This is a genomic window from Nostoc sp. JL34 (assembly GCF_017114945.1).
GTDB lineage: Bacteria > Cyanobacteriota > Cyanobacteriia > Cyanobacteriales > Nostocaceae > Nostoc.
In genome coordinates this window covers 55,187-68,416 of sequence record NZ_JABXKQ010000134.1, presented here as the reverse complement: position 1 = coordinate 68,416, position 13,230 = coordinate 55,187, and the positions used below count along the sequence as shown (strand labels likewise).

General features: G+C 38.5%; 13 protein-coding genes and 1 pseudogene. 10 read left to right on the top strand and 4 right to left on the bottom strand.

What is annotated here, in order from left to right:
• Positions 1 to 56 precede the first annotated feature (56 nt).
• The 9 genes and pseudogenes from hsdR to HWQ44_RS24135 all read left to right on the top strand — a co-directional run.
• Positions 57 to 1,490, top strand: a pseudogene (hsdR, locus tag HWQ44_RS24175) (EcoAI/FtnUII family type I restriction enzme subunit R); the annotation flags it as partial.
• Positions 1,491 to 1,499: 9 nt separating this feature from the next.
• Complete coding sequence (locus HWQ44_RS24170; RefSeq protein WP_292724071.1) at positions 1,500 to 1,946, top strand: hypothetical protein; 447 nt, start codon at positions 1,500 to 1,502, stop codon at positions 1,944 to 1,946.
• A complete protein-coding gene (locus HWQ44_RS24165) occupies positions 1,946 to 2,620 on the top strand; it encodes a hypothetical protein (RefSeq protein WP_292724068.1) in 675 nt (224 codons plus the stop codon). The genes HWQ44_RS24170 and HWQ44_RS24165 overlap by 1 nt, the downstream gene beginning before the upstream one ends.
• Before the next feature lie 5 nt (positions 2,621 to 2,625).
• Entirely contained in the window at positions 2,626 to 4,419 is a 1,794-nt protein-coding gene (locus HWQ44_RS24160) for an N-6 DNA methylase (RefSeq protein ID WP_292724065.1), read from the top strand.
• An 8-nt stretch (positions 4,420 to 4,427) separates the two neighbouring features.
• The gene (locus tag HWQ44_RS24155) at positions 4,428 to 5,612 is read left to right on the top strand and encodes a restriction endonuclease subunit S (protein WP_292724062.1); all 1,185 of its coding nucleotides are present in this window, start codon (positions 4,428 to 4,430) and stop codon (positions 5,610 to 5,612) included.
• A gap of 262 nt (positions 5,613 to 5,874) precedes the next feature.
• The gene (locus HWQ44_RS24150) at positions 5,875 to 6,405 is read left to right on the top strand and encodes an STAS-like domain-containing protein (protein WP_292724059.1); all 531 of its coding nucleotides are present in this window, start codon (positions 5,875 to 5,877) and stop codon (positions 6,403 to 6,405) included.
• Positions 6,406 to 6,798: 393 nt separating this feature from the next.
• Positions 6,799 to 7,584 (top strand): TIGR04255 family protein, encoded by a 786-nt coding sequence (locus HWQ44_RS24145; protein ID WP_292724057.1) that lies wholly within the window; start codon positions 6,799 to 6,801, stop codon positions 7,582 to 7,584.
• Between the two features lie 4 nt (positions 7,585 to 7,588).
• On the top strand, positions 7,589 to 7,996 hold the full coding sequence (locus HWQ44_RS24140; RefSeq protein ID WP_292724054.1) for a hypothetical protein: 408 nt from the start codon (positions 7,589 to 7,591) through the stop codon (positions 7,994 to 7,996).
• 8 nt (positions 7,997 to 8,004) lie between these two features.
• A complete protein-coding gene (locus HWQ44_RS24135; RefSeq protein ID WP_292724052.1) occupies positions 8,005 to 8,598 on the top strand; it encodes a hypothetical protein in 594 nt (197 codons plus the stop codon).
• A gap of 233 nt (positions 8,599 to 8,831) precedes the next feature.
• On the opposite strand, the gene HWQ44_RS24130 is transcribed toward HWQ44_RS24135, so the two are convergent.
• From HWQ44_RS24130 to HWQ44_RS24115, 4 genes are all read right to left on the bottom strand, one after another.
• Positions 8,832 to 8,957, bottom strand: coding sequence for a hypothetical protein (locus HWQ44_RS24130; RefSeq protein ID WP_292724049.1), 126 nt, complete (start codon positions 8,955 to 8,957; stop codon positions 8,832 to 8,834).
• A 63-nt stretch (positions 8,958 to 9,020) separates the two neighbouring features.
• The gene (locus tag HWQ44_RS24125) at positions 9,021 to 9,524 is read right to left on the bottom strand and encodes a TniQ family protein (RefSeq protein WP_292724046.1); all 504 of its coding nucleotides are present in this window, start codon (positions 9,522 to 9,524) and stop codon (positions 9,021 to 9,023) included.
• Entirely contained in the window at positions 9,524 to 10,360 is an 837-nt protein-coding gene (locus tag HWQ44_RS24120; RefSeq protein WP_292724044.1) for a TniB family NTP-binding protein, read from the bottom strand. The genes HWQ44_RS24125 and HWQ44_RS24120 overlap by 1 nt, the downstream gene beginning before the upstream one ends.
• Positions 10,361 to 10,422: 62 nt before the next feature.
• Complete coding sequence (locus HWQ44_RS24115) at positions 10,423 to 12,162, bottom strand: Mu transposase C-terminal domain-containing protein (RefSeq protein ID WP_292724041.1); 1,740 nt, start codon at positions 12,160 to 12,162, stop codon at positions 10,423 to 10,425.
• 694 nt (positions 12,163 to 12,856) lie between these two features.
• On the opposite strand from HWQ44_RS24115, the gene HWQ44_RS24110 reads away from it, so the two are divergent.
• Entirely contained in the window at positions 12,857 to 13,171 is a 315-nt protein-coding gene (locus HWQ44_RS24110; RefSeq protein ID WP_292724039.1) for a YkvA family protein, read from the top strand.
• Positions 13,172 to 13,230: the final 59 nt, after the last annotated feature.

Genomic DNA, 13,230 nt, shown 5'->3' with positions numbered 1-13,230 from the left:
AATTTTGCATAGTTCACAATGATAATAATAATTATTCTCATAATGAGAATTGCTGAGCAACACCGCTACGGGATGACAACGTTGATACCTATCGCTACTTTGGCAATCCCCTTTACACATATTCCCTCAAACAAGGGATTGATGATGGTTTCTTAGCTCCCTATCGAGTTTATCGAATTACTACCCGTTCCGATCGCCAAGGATGGCGACCTAACGCTGGAGAGATTGACCGCTATGGAAGAACAATTCCTAATGAAGTTTATCTAACACCTGACTTTGAGCGGAAGTTAGTGAGAGAAGCGCGGACAAAAGCGATCGCACAACACATTACTGATTTTCTCAAAAGTGGCGATCACTATGCCAAAACCATTGTCTTTTGCGTGGATGAGGAACACGTTAAGGCAATGATCAAGGAATTACGCAACCTCAACAACGATATCACCAAAACAAATCCTAACTATATAACTCGCATTACCTCTGATGCTGGTGATGTGGGTAAAGGACATCTCTACAAATTTAAAGATGTCTTAGATGAAACTCACATTATTGCTGTTACTGCTAAGTTGCTAACAACAGGGGTAGATATTCCCACCTGTAAAAATGTTGTGCTTGCCCGTGTTATTCGTTCAATGACAGACTTTAAGCAGATTATTGGGCGGGGAACCCGTGTACGAGAAGAACGGGGTAAACGGTCGTTTAATATACTTGACTACACCAATAGCACGGTGTTGTTTGAAGATAGAGATTTTGACGGGGAACCCGCCCTTATTAATGAATCAGAGATAGATGATAATGGGCAAATACTCTCTGAACATGAAGAGGAATTAGAGTCAGCAGAGTTAGAAGAAGAAACAGACGACTTGGAAGACGATGAAAAGTCTGGATTTCCAGGACTTCCAGATGATGATGACATACCACCTCGGAAATATTACGCTGACGGGGGAAGCGAAGAGATTGTTGAAGAAAGAATTTATGATTTAAACCCAGACAATCAACTGCGCTTGTCTCGATTAATTGACTATACCAGAGAGCAAGTTCGCATTCTGTATCGTTCCACTATGGAAATACAGCAACGCTGGGCAGATCCAGAACAGCGTACAGAGATTATTGAGTTGTTGGCAGATAGGGATATTGATTTTGATGAGTTAAAACAAGTTACTAATCTTCCCGAAGCTGACCCTTTTGATTTACTATGTCATATTGCCTTTGATGCTCCGGTGCAGACTTGCAAGCAACGGGCTCAAAGGTTGCGTCGTCGCAAGGCTGACTTTTTTGAGCAGTATGGGGAAGATGCTAGAGCAATTTTAGAGATTATTTTGGACAAGTACGCACAGAAAGGAGTTGATGAGTTTAATATCCCAACTACATTTAAGGCAAACCGCGAGTTTGATAAATATGGCAATGTGGCTGAAATTGCTCAACGGTTTGGTGGAGTGGCACAGCTTAAGGAAGCAGTAAATCAGTTACAAAACTTACTTTATACTGCATAAACGATAGTTATGAACGCTAATGAATATCAAAACTTATATTGTCAGATTGAAGAAATAATTAATTACTATAAACTAGGTTGGATTATAGAACAAGTAAATAACTCTATTCATGAAGGCAAAATAGTTAGTATAGAAGATAAATTAGCTAAAAAAAATCGAGAAAAAACACCCAGGATTAAAAGAGAAGATTATACAGCTAAGGAAAAAGTATTGCTTTTATTAAATGCTTTCGAGACAGCAGTTATAAACACTATAGAGCTAGAAAAAGAAGTAGGGGAATTCTTGACGGAAGAAATTAGTGATCCACAACTAGAGCCAAAAATCAAATTTTATTCTGAAGAGGAAGAAAATAGTCATCAGTTTATTTTCTCTTCGGATACAATAAACTTACGTCAGCAAGAAGCTAGAGAAATACAAAATTTACTTAATCAGCTGCACCAGGAGCTTGAAAAATAATGCCTATTAACTCATCTCTAATTCAAGGAATTAGAAGTAGGATAGGAAGCTTGGTTCAGCTAGGGTTTGGTAACTCAACTGATTTATCAGATTTATATGAAGCTTATATTTTTAGTATTTTGATTAGAGCAGCGAAAAACGAAGGAGCAAATATCAGGTTTCAAAACGCACTTGAACAAGATGCTCAATATTTAATTTTTCGTCGTAGTCCAGGGCAAATTTATGTGGCAACGCAACCCTACACTCATGCTGTCATAGAATTTAATAGTAAACCCGTATTAGAAGCTCATGTAGGGATTAGAATTCAAGGGCGCTCACAAGTTTCTCATGAATGCGATTTATGTGTTTTATTACAAGAAGAGGCTAGAAGCTGTAGAAATATCTCCTATGAACCTAGACATACAAAAGTAATTATAGCGATTGAATGCAAGCATTATACATCAGATTTACAATTACATTTAGGTAGAAGTTTTATTGGATTAGCTTCAGATTTAAATGTAAAAGAGGACATATATTTTATATCTAACAGAACATCAGATAATATTGAAAAATTGCTAAGTAATCATCGTAAGAAATGGGAACATAATATAATCCCTAGACAAGTAAATGAAATTCAACGATTAATGTACGCTTTTCAGCGAAATTTTAAAGATTTTAAAGCAAAAAATAATTAATAAGGATGCCCAAACGCACTACAAAACAAAACGATAAACCCGTCACTACCGCTCAAAAACTGGGAAGCGTGGTTAAGTCAGCGCGTGACATTATGCGGACGGATAAGGGATTGAATGGAGAATTAGACCGTCTCCCGCAGTTGACTTGGATCATGTTTTTGAAACTTTTAGATGATTCCGAGAAACTGCATGAGGTGGAAGCAGAGTTAGAGGGAATATCCTATAAACCAACGATTCAACCGCCTTATCGCTGGCGAGATTGGGCTGCTAATGAAAGTTTTACGGGCGATCGCCTTAAAAGTTTCATCAACAATGATGAGGCAATTCTACCAGATGGCACTAAAGGTGCAGGGTTACTCGCCTATTTGCGGAATCTCAAAAGCAAAACCGGACGCGATCGCGCTGATGTAATCGCCAAGGTGTTCAAAGATGTCACTAACCGCATGATTAGCGGGACTTTGCTGTGGGATGTGCTGAGTAAGGTAAATGATATTCACTTTGATAAATCAGAAGAAGTGAACCTCCTCAGCACCCTCTATGAGTCCATGCTGAAGGAAATGCGAGACGCGGCGGGAGATTCGGGAGAGTTTTACACCCCCCGCCCGGTAGTGCGGTTTATCGTGCAGGTGATGGAACCGAAACTGGGGGAAACCATTTTTGACCCTGCTTGCGGAACTGGTGGTTTTTTGGTTGAGGCGTATGAATACCTGAAAAAGAATTGTAGCGCCCAAGATTGGCAGATATTACAAAAAAGCATTATTGGCAGTGAGGCAAAATCCTTGCCTTTGATGTTAGCGCACATGAGTTTGCTGTTACATGGGTTTGAATATCCCGATATTGATGATGGTAATAGTCTGCGGTTTACCCTTTCGGAGATGGGTGAAAAGGATTGGGTAGACGTAATTCTCACAAATCCGCCGTTTGGGGGTGAGGAGGAAGACAGAATTAAAAATAACTTTCCCCCAGATAGACAAACCAAAGAAACGGCGTTGTTATTCCTTCAGTTAATTATGCGTCGTCTCAGACAAAGACCCAAACCAGGACGCGCCGCAGTAGTATTTCCCAATGGGGTGCTATTTGGGGATAACACTTGCGCCAAACTCAAGGAAGATTTACTCAAGGATTTTAATCTGCATACCGTTGTCCGTTTACCTAATGGGGTATTTGCGCCTTATACTAGCATTCCCACAAATTTGTTGTTTTTTGACCGTTCGGGACAAACGAATGAGATTTGGTACTATGAGTTACCTTTGCCAAAAGGACGGAAAACTTACACTAAAACTAAGCCGATCCAGGATGAAAATTTTGCTGAATGTGTGGCTTGGTGGAAGAATCGAGAAGAGAATGGACAGGCTTATAAGTACAACTTTAGGGAAGCTTATAATCAGGCGAGAAAAGAAGCCACACCTCATTGGGATGCTGGTAAGAAAGCAGAAGAAATAGCTAATCAGCTTACAAAGACAGTTAAAGAATTAACCGATAAAATTCAAGGTTTACAGAATTCAATTTTGGACTTTTCACCACCGAAAGAAGTTGCACAGATTAAAAATCAGATTCAGGTTGTCAAAGATGAGGTGAAACAGGCTCAAACTGAGGAGCGAAGTCAACGCGATATTGCTAAAGATGAAAATGCCAAAGGAGATGCTATTTACTGGGCAATTTATAATCTTGACCGCAAAAATCCTAATAATCAGCAGGATTTTGAGCATTTACCACCTGAGCAGTTGGTAGCTGATATTTTGGAGAAAGATAGACGGGTTGCTGAGATTATGAAAGAGATTCAGCAGCTATTGGCATAGTTAGAGACATGAGAATTACTACAATTCCTTTGAGGAAGATTGCAAAACAAATTTTACGAAGTGTAGATGTATTGCCTGGCACTTCATATCGCACTATGGGTGTTAAGTGGTGGGGAGAAGGTGCATATGAACGAGAAACTATTGATGGTTCTCAGACAGCAGCTAAAACTTTATCCATTGTTAGAGAAGGCGACCTAATCATCAATAAAATATGGGTTAGACATGGCTCTATTGCAATTGCAGGAAAAGATGTTGATGGATGTGCTGCGTCTGGAGAGTTTCCAACATTTGAGCTTGATTTAAATGAAGTTTTGCCGAGGTGGTTACATTGGTATACGAAAACGAGAGAATTTTGGGATAAATGCGCTCAACTTTCGCAAGGTACTAGTGGTAAAAATAGGATTAAACCAGATTTATTTTTGGCTGTTGAAATCCCTTTACTACCGCTAGAGGAACAACGGCGGGTTGTGGCGCGGGTTGAGGAACTGGTGGGGAAGGTTGAGGAAGTGCGATCGCTACGTCAAAAAGTCAATCAAGAAGCACAAGCTTTATTGGACAGTATTCTTCATAAAGTATTTGTAGATGAGGAAAATGTTTGGATGCAGTTAAATGTTGGCTCAGTAGCAGAAATTATAGATCCTAATCCAAGCCATAGAATGCCACATTATTCAGAACATGGTGTTACATTTATATCTACAGTTGATTTTGAAGGCTCAGAAAGTATTCGTAAGAAGACGGCAAAGTATGTGACAGAAGAAACTTATGACGAACAGTTAAAGCGTTGTACATTTGCCATCGGTGATATTTTATATTCTCGGATTGGTACTATAGGCCAGGCGAGAATATTAACGGAAATTTGGGATTTCGCACTTTCTCATGTTTTAGTAGTTGTTAAACCTAATAGAGATATCGTATTACCCAGATTTTTATTATGGTATTTACGTAGTGATTCTATCATCGCTCAAGCTGCTAATGCTACTCGTAGCGTTGGTGTTCCAGATTTAGGTATTAAACGTATTCGCGAGTTCCATATACCTGTTCCACCCCTCCCCGAACAACACTGTATCGTCGCCTACCTTGATCAACTACAAAGTAAAGTAGGCGCAATGAGACACCTAAGAGAACAGGCAATGGAAGAACTTGATGCTCTACTACCTTCTATCTTGGACAAAGCATTCAAAGGAGAATTATAGATAAAACTCACCAATTACCCTTACAAGCTCTGCTAAAATCGATACTTAACGAAACATTCAAAAGGGAATTGTGAGCGTTACTCTTCAAATTCCGACTGTCAACGATAACCTAGATGACTTTGATAGCTTGTTTCAACTTTGGCAAAAAGTCAACCAAGACTGCTCATACCAATTCACGAAAATCCTGATACATATAGATTTATCGTAGGGGCATGGCAATGCCATGCCCCTACCAAGGTATTTGTATCATTATTAAAATGAAATGGTATCAGAAGTAATCTTCGACTTTTCCAAATGTTGGTTTCTACGACCAAACGCAGTAGCTTTTCTGGGTGGATTAATTCGGTTAATTGAATCACAAGGTAGAAAAGTCACTTTTCAGCAACATACTCTTCATAAAAAAGTCAAGAGAAATCTGCAACAAAATGGGTTTATGTATGCCTTTTGCCAGGATATGGCACCTTGGCAGGGAAACTCTATCCCATATCGAGAAGATCCAAAGCAAAATAAAGATGAATTGGTTCATCCAGAATTATTAGCTCTTAATGAAGTTGAGCTAGACTTTGCAGGAGTAGAAATTTTTGCTTCCCCGTTCTTTAACTTTGCTATTGGACAATTACTTCGGGATATTAAGCCAGAAACCCTAAACCGTCTGCTCAAGTTCTCCAATCTAAATACGGTTGGTAAACAAATACTCAAACTAGTAATAGAAAATTCCAAGCGGTATTACTCCGACCCTGATTTCCGTAGTAGAGTAGACCAAGTTATCAGCGAACAAGCAAATACACAGTAATGCATCCATTTTTACCATTACACGACGCTTAACGCTAACATGGAATCTTATATTTGCCAAAAGAGCTTGGGGAGTTGGTTATTGTCCACTAACTAGTACATTTGCTCGTTCTCAATCACGGTAAGGTCTTCAAGTGCTTTATATCTGCTTATTTGCCTGATAAAGAGACACGATTGCAGGGCTTTGCCGGGGTTTAGCCAGAACAAGCTACATTTATTTTTTATCTAACCTTTACAGTTGTGGAATAAGATGTAGTGTAAGTTCTACTTATGTTACGCCATTGGTTAAAAGCCGTTACTTTCAAGTGTGGTAAACATCACTGAACTAATAGTCTGAATTAGGCTAATCTATAATATGAAGGTTGTTTTACTTGGTCATGGCAATTTTTAAAAGATGAAGCTCCCAGATTATGAGAGAGTAATTTATGAGTATAATCCTCTAATCGAGGTGATTGCTCAAATCAGGTTTCCCACTATTTTGAAGATTACAAGCCAAGAACCTGTAGATTTTCAAGATAGTGTAAGGTTTGAATACCCTATTTTTGAGGCTTCTAGGAACTTGCAAATACCAGTTGAATTATCAAACCTTTTAACCCAATTTAGCTCAAATGTTCCTAGTGAATTGACGTATCAATTTAAATCCGAAGACTTAAGTTGGCAGCTTTCTGTAGATAAGAGTTCTATTACACTCGTGACCAATAAATATGAAAAGTATGAAATATTTATTGAAAGATTTAAAAGTGCTATAGAAATATTTGAGAAAATCTATAATCCATCATTTTATTCAAGAATAGGTTTAAGATATCGCGATTTAATCATTAGGTCAAAGCTGAATATCACCAATAGAACATGGGTTGAATTAATACCTAGACATATTGCGTCTGAATTGTATACGCCAGAGATAGAAGAATCAATTATAAATTTCATCAAAAATTTCCAATTGCGAACTGAATTCGGTCAAGTAAATTTTAATCATGGACTTGTCCAGGTTAGAGATATAGAAAAAAACATTGATGAAACAGCCTATTTGCTCGATGCTGATTTTTTTACAGAAGAAAAGATAGAAAAAGGTGAAAGTGTCTGGAAGATATTTGAAAAATCAAATCGTACAGCCAGAAATCTCTTTCGGTGGAGTATCACCGAAGAATTACACAGCGCAATGCGACCTAAAAACATATAGCTTTATGCAAATAACAACTGGTGGCGCTAAAAGCAATAACTTAATTGGGCAAAGGTATGAAGTAATACCAAGTCATACCCAAACATCTCATGGGCAAACTTTATCGCCTAATATAGCCAATCTAAAGATTAGAGTATCGATAGAATCGCCTTTTGGTACAGAATTACCAAGTAAATTACATCAAAATAGTGTTTTATTAGTTAAATGTTTAACTTTGATTAGTATGCTTGTTGCAACTTCTACAACAGAAGGCTTACAAGAAGCATCCGAAGCACTTGAAAGTATGGTGGAATATTATAAGGATAGTCCGTTTGATTTGCGACAAACTAGCTTACCCCAAAGTTTAGGAGTGATTACTGGGAGCGTATTGCCTAGTGAAGTCAGACCACCTTTAATTTTGGATTTTGAATAGCTTGCATCATGCCCAAAAGTTTAATTTATCGAGCCTCTGATGAAAAGGAGGCTATTAGGCAGGGGGAAATTTTAACGGGAGTAATACAGTTTATACCTGTTCCTGCCGAATCATCCCTAGAGCTAGAGAAAACTCAGTTTAAATCTTTACTTCATCCTTACGCAATTATTGTTAGTCAAGATTGTGATTTAGATTGGGACTATAAAGCTAGGCAAAATAAAGATAAACCATATAAACTATTAAATTCAGTAAAATTTTGTGAAGTTTATACAGCGCAAGAGACTCGTTTTAATGCAATCCTCCCAATAAGCTCATCCGAATGGAACTTAGTGAAATCCAATCGTCATCAGCAGTATCATTTTTTTGAAAAAGTACCTCCAGAGGATGAATTAAATAATGAAGGTTTGCCAGAATTAACAGTAGATTTTAAAAAAAATTTTGCAATAGATGCCGGATTTTTGTACCACCAAATAAATAATAAGATTGCTAGGCGACGTACAATACTTGAATGTCCATATTTGGAACACTTTTCACATCGTTATCATGACTATCATGGACGTGTTGCACTTCCTGCACAATATGAAAGTGAAAAGGGAGGATAATAGGAAGATTAAGAAAGAAAATATTAAAAATTATTTTGTTTACGCATCATCTTCACAAACGGGGTAAAGCACCTTTAACACTACTCATTCATACACAACGCTCGAAGCTTAAATCTTGCCCCACAGTTGGGATATTCTGAAAGCAAGCTTAAGTTGTAGCGATCGCAGCCCTGAGTCATCTTAAACTGGCACTCAATTTTGTGGCAAGGCTACTCAACATAGCAAACAGCACGTCATCGAATAGGCTCAATTTTCATCCCCACACCAGCAGATGGTAACATCTGCTTTAACCTATCAGCATCAACCTCTATAACCTTAGCTAATGCCTCCAAATGCTGCTGATAAGGAGACGGATTCAAGCGAAATTCCCATCGTGCGATCGCTCTTTAGTTGATATTGTATAAAAGGGTCGATGGCATTTCTTAGCGATATTTTTGACGCTTCGCCATCGTAGTAAAAGGCAAAAAACAGTGAGGGCATTCACCTTGTACCCAATCTGCTGGAATCGAGAAGGGTGTCTCGCAGTTAGTGCATTTTGTGAGTAAGCGTAATTGATGGCGATCGCATACCATCACATCTTTAAACTGCCACTCGACGCGGTGATAAGGTGACTCCTGATAACAAGCGCCACACAATCGAATAGGTCTTGGTTTCATCGTCACACCCAATGGTTGCAGCATCTCGATTAATCTGTCAACTTTAATTTCCACCACAGCAGCCAACGCTTCTAACTCCTGCGTTGTCGGAAATGGATTTAAATAAAACTTCTCCCAACGTGAAATAACTGCGCCAATTCTCGTTAATTTACCTAATTGAGTTGCAGTTAAATAATTTGCCCTGCGAAAACGACCTAAAAAATGGCTCAAGCTTTCTCCTTCGAGTGGCTCTACTGGAAAAAATCTTGGTGTTTCTGAAGATGCTTTCATTACTCAAACCACTCCAAAACCTCATCTAAAGTAGCCTTATCAATATTTTTTAACCCTTTTCTTAAGGATAAAATTGCAGCCCTTCTTAATACCCTATCCACTAAACCAATTTTGCCCCCTGTTTTTTGATATAGTGGCATTAAAGTTTCATGTTTAGTTAAATTTGATGGGATAGGTAAACACAAAATCTCATCTTCCCAAATTTGAATAAATTCAGGAAATTTTTTTTCTGATACTAATGGTAATCTATAACATTCTATAAATCTGTCGTGAATATATGGCTCTTTTTTAATGAGATTATCCAGACCATCTGTTCCCACAAGAACAATTGAAATATTCAATAAATCATAAATGCGGGCAATTTCACTAAAAGTATTTAACTTCAGAAAATTTGCTTCATCGATAATCAACATTTCAACTTTGGACTCTTTTAAAATCCTTAATGCTCGCCGTCTCAGGTCTGTAAGCTTTCCAGAAATCGCATCATATTTTAAACTTTCAAGTATTAAAGTTAGCAACTCTCCAGCAGAACAATCTCCAGACGCTTGCATATACAATACGGGTACAATATCGCGTTTACCTGTTGTTTTTTGCGGTTTATTCAGCAGTTTATAAACATCACAAGTCACCGACTTACCCGCTCGTGGTGGTGCAACGATTCGACCACATTGTTTAGAAAGGCGCAAACTGTCTAACCAGTCATGGATTTTTTGGATATGGTCAAGCTCGACAACGCTAGGAGTAATTAGCCGTTCAATTATCGGTAGTAATTCTCCAGGTATTGGGTCATCTCCCCATAAATTTTGCACCCACTTTCGCAAAAAATCTTCTGCCATAATTAGTGGTTTCTCAAATATAAAGTGCGTTCAAAATCGATAAACCAGAAGCCTCAATCAGATTAATCATCGTAGTCTTTGCGAAGTTGCTCGTAGTTAAATACTCTGGGGCGACGCTTTTGAGGTTGAGAGGTTTCTTCGACAGTTTCTACTAGCTCTTTAGTTGGAAACGGTTTTACAGAATGCACCTGAGCTTGTTCTTCCTTCTTGCGTTCCTTATGGGTCTTTTTCTTTTGCTTAAGAAAAGTATCTCTGTCTTGCACTTCTGCAAGGATAGATTTATTACTTAATTGCTTGCCTGCACTACGAATTTTTCGGCTTGCAGCTTTCGCTTCCTCCAAGGAGATTTGCTCCGTTTCTAAGTCAATCGCATGAGCTTGGGACAGTAGTACTTCCTTACCTGAATCTTGACGGTATACAAAAACAGTTGATATATCTCTGGGGTCATATCGCAGCAATACACTTTCTCCTGCATAAGCTGCCAGGTAATCTCCCCGATACATAATATTTTCAAAGCTTACATATCCACCTTTGTAAATGCTGCGACGCGTCTTTTTCATCAAACAGATATCTAATTGCCGCTCCTCAATTAAACTTGGTAGCGCAGGTAATCCCGCTTCCCAGCGTTGAAACCGTGTTTGATCTCCACTGCGAGCATCTATTCGCTGATTGTAGTTATCAATGATGTAACGCACTATCAGCAGATTTAATTCCCGCAGAGTAATACACGCTTCTTCTTCCGCTTGTTCTGGGCGTTCTTGAATATTTGAACCTAGATAACCGTAAAATCCCGACAAAAAATCTGTGTTGATAGTCCCAAATCCACGTTCTTCAATACCACCTTCTGGTGGGCGATCGCGTAAATGGCACTCAAAACCAAGTTGAAAACCAATTTGCTTCAAATGCTCGGAGCGAAAATCCTTTCCGCCATCAGTAAATAGGTTTTCTGGAACCCCGCAAGTTCCCCACTCGCAATGAAGTTTATATTCCGAACTATACTGCTTGCGTAACATCGCATGACGCATAGCTAAGGCAACTACCAGAGAACTAGGTGCATCAAAGCCTAAATGGATGCCCATAATACAGCGCGAATAGCTATCTGTAATTTTTGTGAACCAAGGACGTGCCAAAGTTTCACCGTACTGGTCAACTAGCATGACATCCAATTTTGTATGGTCGCACTGCCAAACATGGTTACTATGATGTACATCGAGTGTCTGTCCATCACGAGTTTGATGGGAAACTCTCGATCCACGCCAACCAATATTTCTTACCTTTTGCTTCTGCTCTTTACGTTCAATAATTGGGTTAAGAAGGCGATAGACCGTCATGTGGCAGGGATATTTCTCTAAACCTAGCTGTCCGGCTCTAACCTGAACTCGAATTGCGACTTGAGCCGGTGTCATTTTTCTACCGTCCTTGTTACCTTCTTTATAAGTTTTGACGATAAAATCTTGCCAACCATCATCAATCCGATAGCCACCTTTATCAGAACGTTCGGCTTCAGTAACGCCTGATAACCCTTGTTCTTGATATTTTTTGACGAGTCGCTGTACTGTCCGAACCGTCTTGCCAAGTTTTTCTGCGGCTTGCTTTAATTTAATTCCGTAGGTTTTGCGATCGCATGGCCCAATCAGACTTTGTAATACCTCCACTCTCAACTTAGCCTCTGCCGAAAGTTCAGTAACAATTACATTGTTTTCTTTTGCATCTGCACTCTCCGAAGTTTTATCAACCTGATCCGAGCGATCGTGCAAAAGCAAAGATTCATCAACCTGATTGGAGTTTGGAGTTTCACCCATAAACAAACTTCATAGCTTGAAACTAATTGATTAGGCGTACAGCAAGTCTCTCTAAGAAAAGCCAAGTTTACAGATTTAGCTTGCATCGAAATGAAGCCGGAATAGGAGTATGACTTCGCAGGTAGAGAGAAACAATAAGACATATATGTACTAATGTCTTATTTATTACTTAATGTTGTTTGTGTGTTAATTAACATAATACTACTTTGTTCCAAAAAGCGACATTTAAATTTTTATTTTTCCCTTATTTCAAAAAAAACGACACTTATTTAGTTATGGTTAGGCAAAAAAATTTTAAAGCTTTTTTTGAAAAAACGACGCTTAAAGTGTTATGTATGTAATTTACGACAGCTAATGAGTTAAATCCTACATGGCATTAAATATAGCCGAGAAAAGCTATATCCTTTATGCTGTAATACTTGTAGCTATTTTAAATAAACGACATTAATTTGTTAAGACGACAAACAATTAGTTAATCGACAGTTGTTGAATAACTAATTATTTTTCAAGCTAGACAAAGAGGCAAACTATTTGCCCTCTAAATTAACACAGTTATAAATATTCCTGCTTATCTACTTATTTGTATTTCTTGACAGATTACTAGTAGCGTCTTCCAGACTAACTAGGGCGGTTATTCGCACCGGGAGTTTTTAGCATAATTTGTCAAAATTAAAGATAACTGGAGGTTCAAAATATGAAATTTTCAATCCAATCACTTTACACCTGGTATCGCAATGTGCTTCGTAACCCCAAGTATCGTTGGTGGGTTATTTTAGGAACGTTGGTCTATTTGGTCAGCCCATTTGATGTTCTCCCAGATTTTATACCCGTTGTGGGACAGATTGATGATGTTTTCCTTTTGACTCTGCTAGTTAGTGAGGTGTCTGGGCTAGTAATTGAAGGCTGGAAAGCTCGTAAGGGTGAGGTGGGTACTGAAGTACCTAATACTACTGAGGGTTCTACCTCTAGTGGAAGCACTATTGATGTTGATGCTGTTTCTGTTAAGTAGTTTTAATAAAACCCCTGCTTTTGGAATCGGAGGTGGGGGATATTTTTTTTCAACGCAAA

Bases quoted from the DNA above. Each gene is read 5' to 3' on its own strand.
- HWQ44_RS24120 (WP_292724044.1), bottom strand. From the start codon at position 10,360: ATGGCAGAAGATTTTTTGCGAAAGTGGGTGCAAAATTTATGGGGAGAT.
- HWQ44_RS24140 (WP_292724054.1), top strand. From the start codon at position 7,589: ATGCAAATAACAACTGGTGGCGCTAAAAGCAATAACTTAATTGGGCAA.
- HWQ44_RS24155 (WP_292724062.1), top strand. From the start codon at position 4,428: ATGAGAATTACTACAATTCCTTTGAGGAAGATTGCAAAACAAATTTTA.
- HWQ44_RS24145 (WP_292724057.1), top strand. From the start codon at position 6,799: ATGAAGCTCCCAGATTATGAGAGAGTAATTTATGAGTATAATCCTCTA.
- HWQ44_RS24125 (WP_292724046.1), bottom strand. From the start codon at position 9,524: ATGAAAGCATCTTCAGAAACACCAAGATTTTTTCCAGTAGAGCCACTC.
- HWQ44_RS24150 (WP_292724059.1), top strand. From the start codon at position 5,875: ATGGTATCAGAAGTAATCTTCGACTTTTCCAAATGTTGGTTTCTACGA.
- HWQ44_RS24110 (WP_292724039.1), top strand. From the start codon at position 12,857: ATGAAATTTTCAATCCAATCACTTTACACCTGGTATCGCAATGTGCTT.
- HWQ44_RS24170 (WP_292724071.1), top strand. From the start codon at position 1,500: ATGAACGCTAATGAATATCAAAACTTATATTGTCAGATTGAAGAAATA.
- HWQ44_RS24165 (WP_292724068.1), top strand. From the start codon at position 1,946: ATGCCTATTAACTCATCTCTAATTCAAGGAATTAGAAGTAGGATAGGA.
- HWQ44_RS24135 (WP_292724052.1), top strand. From the start codon at position 8,005: ATGCCCAAAAGTTTAATTTATCGAGCCTCTGATGAAAAGGAGGCTATT.
- HWQ44_RS24115 (WP_292724041.1), bottom strand. From the start codon at position 12,162: ATGGGTGAAACTCCAAACTCCAATCAGGTTGATGAATCTTTGCTTTTG.
- HWQ44_RS24160 (WP_292724065.1), top strand. From the start codon at position 2,626: ATGCCCAAACGCACTACAAAACAAAACGATAAACCCGTCACTACCGCT.